Raw genomic sequence first — 2,091 nt, 5'->3', positions numbered from 1 at the left:
TGGAGGGTAGAATCGGTCATGGCGTATCCACTCTTGTTGGTTGAGATCTTGGTCGTGATCAATCAACAGGATACGCCACCCTTCCTACTTCCTCCCATACACCAGAAGTCACCATAGCTCGCATTGCACATTGCACTGGTATATACTGAATTTTGATTAGTTCTACTGTGTCAACAATGACTTACAAAGGTATGGTAGTGATACTACTCACGGTGGTTCAGGTTTATGCCACGTCACACGATTTATGACCGAGGCATATCATCGGGGAACTGGTAGTTTCCAGCGATAAACCGTCTGCCATCATGGAAGGTTTTGGCTACACTTAATCCGTTGAGTAGCACTTCATATCTGACGGACCCCCACGAAATAAGTAATTAAATCATAGCGATATAATTGAAAAGACCTGCATGGGTCTCCTTTGGCATGTTGTTAATCGCCAAACCAACAATATGCCAAAGGAGACCCATGCAGGCCCCTCAATTCTTGCATAATCTGTTGACCTCATCACTCCCCGCGATCCATACCCAATGCCTTAAGACACTGCTCGATATAGTGGGTGCCCTGCTGGGGGAACGCCGCCTGGGCTTGACTGCCTTGGACCGCGCCTTGCCAGGATCCGTGGCGACCAAGCACACCATCAAGTGGGTCGACCGACTACTGGATAACCCTCACCTGCATCAGGAGCGGCCTCTGTTTTATTGGCTCGTGGCCAGCCTGCTGATCGGCCACACCACACGTCTGATGATTCTGGTGAACTGGTCGACGATCGATGACCGCGGCCGGCAGTTTTTACTGCGCGCCGCGGTCCCCTTTGCCGGTCGATCGCTGCCGATCTTCGAAATGGTCCACCACAAGGATGGCAGCCAACACGGTGAGGCGTGCTTGTTGGCTGCCCTGGCCGAGATACTGCCCGACAATGCCGCGCCGATTCTGATCACCGATGCCGGCTTTCGTAACCCCTGGTTCCGAGCAGTTGAGGCGCGTGGGTGGTACTACGTCGGCCGGGTGCGTAGTCCGGTTCGCTGCCAGCTGCGAGGGCATGAGTGGCATCGGTATCGCGTGCCGTGGGCTCCTTCCAGATCGCTGAAAGCAACCCGTTCACTGCTCTACCATCGGCCGCCGCAGGCGCGCAAACATCGCAACAAGGGAGACCAAATCTCTCAGAATAGCGCCAGTCGGGCAATAGCCCGGCGCCAGAAGGAGCCTTGGGTGCTGGTCAGCAACCTGCCGGAACGCTCAACGCTGGCAGACAAGCGGGTATCTATCTACCAACAGCGCATGCAGATTAAAGAGGGTTTCCGTGACATCAAAAGCCCCTTGTTTGGGTTGGGGTTGGGCTTCGGCATACACCCGTCTCACCAGGGCAAACGCATCGAAATCCTGCTGTTGATCGCGGCGCTGTCCCCTGGCTCTCTTGGAAGACAGTCCTGACGAGCCTCCAAAGGGAAGTCAAAAAGCAGGCCTTATGCGATGGATAGAAAAGTTCGAGGGGATTCCTCAGACTTCATATGCAATCTGTCTAAAAGACTGCTTTGGGTCGTCAGCAGCCTACCAGGTGCTCACAACCTGACGTTCACCAACTCATCCCAACGAGTCGTATAACGTGGCGTGCGATGTTCGCTGCGCAGTGCCCAGGCATTGCCTGCGCGGGGTAGGCCAAGCTGAATGGTTCCTCTGCCTAGCTCCCGATTTAGGCGGTCTACGGTGTCCATTAACCGTTCACTTCTACGCGCCTCCGCTTCCGTCTGGGATGTTTCAGTTAGGGTAAGCTGGCGGTTGGCTTTTGGTGAGAGGTCTAACAGCATCACCCCCACCTTGTGGTAAGCATATCCTTTACGCCATAGCTGTCTCAGCCCCTGAACGGCAGCGTTGATGAGATCCCTGCTATCGTCCGAAGGGCGATCAAGTGGGACAACCGTGCGGTTTCGGTACTGTGGCAAATCTGTCCGAAACGAATTCGTGTGCACGAACGTAAGCGTCTGGCGATCAGCAGGATTGCGGCAAAGGCGTGATATCCGCCATTGTCAGCTGTTGTGGCAGTAGCGATCGCACCGCGTCCGGCGTCTTGGCGCAAGGCAGATGCTCGAAGAT

General features: G+C 54.9%; 2 protein-coding genes. One reads left to right on the top strand and one right to left on the bottom strand.

Annotated elements, in window-relative coordinates:
• The first annotated feature begins 465 nt into the window (after positions 1-465).
• Complete coding sequence (locus DU506_RS21040) at positions 466-1,431, top strand: IS4 family transposase (RefSeq protein WP_181870847.1); 966 nt, start codon at positions 466-468, stop codon at positions 1,429-1,431.
• Between the two features lie 128 nt (positions 1,432-1,559).
• Here DU506_RS21040 and DU506_RS22640 read toward each other — a convergent pair whose 3' ends face one another.
• The gene (locus DU506_RS22640) at positions 1,560-1,967 is read right to left on the bottom strand and encodes a DUF4113 domain-containing protein (protein ID WP_268877360.1); all 408 of its coding nucleotides are present in this window, start codon (positions 1,965-1,967) and stop codon (positions 1,560-1,562) included.
• Between the last annotated feature and the right edge of the window lie 124 nt (positions 1,968-2,091).

Source organism: Vreelandella rituensis (assembly GCF_003336665.1).
Classification (GTDB): Bacteria; Pseudomonadota; Gammaproteobacteria; order Pseudomonadales; family Halomonadaceae; genus Vreelandella; species Vreelandella rituensis.
This window is presented reverse-complemented; position numbering and strand designations above follow the sequence as displayed.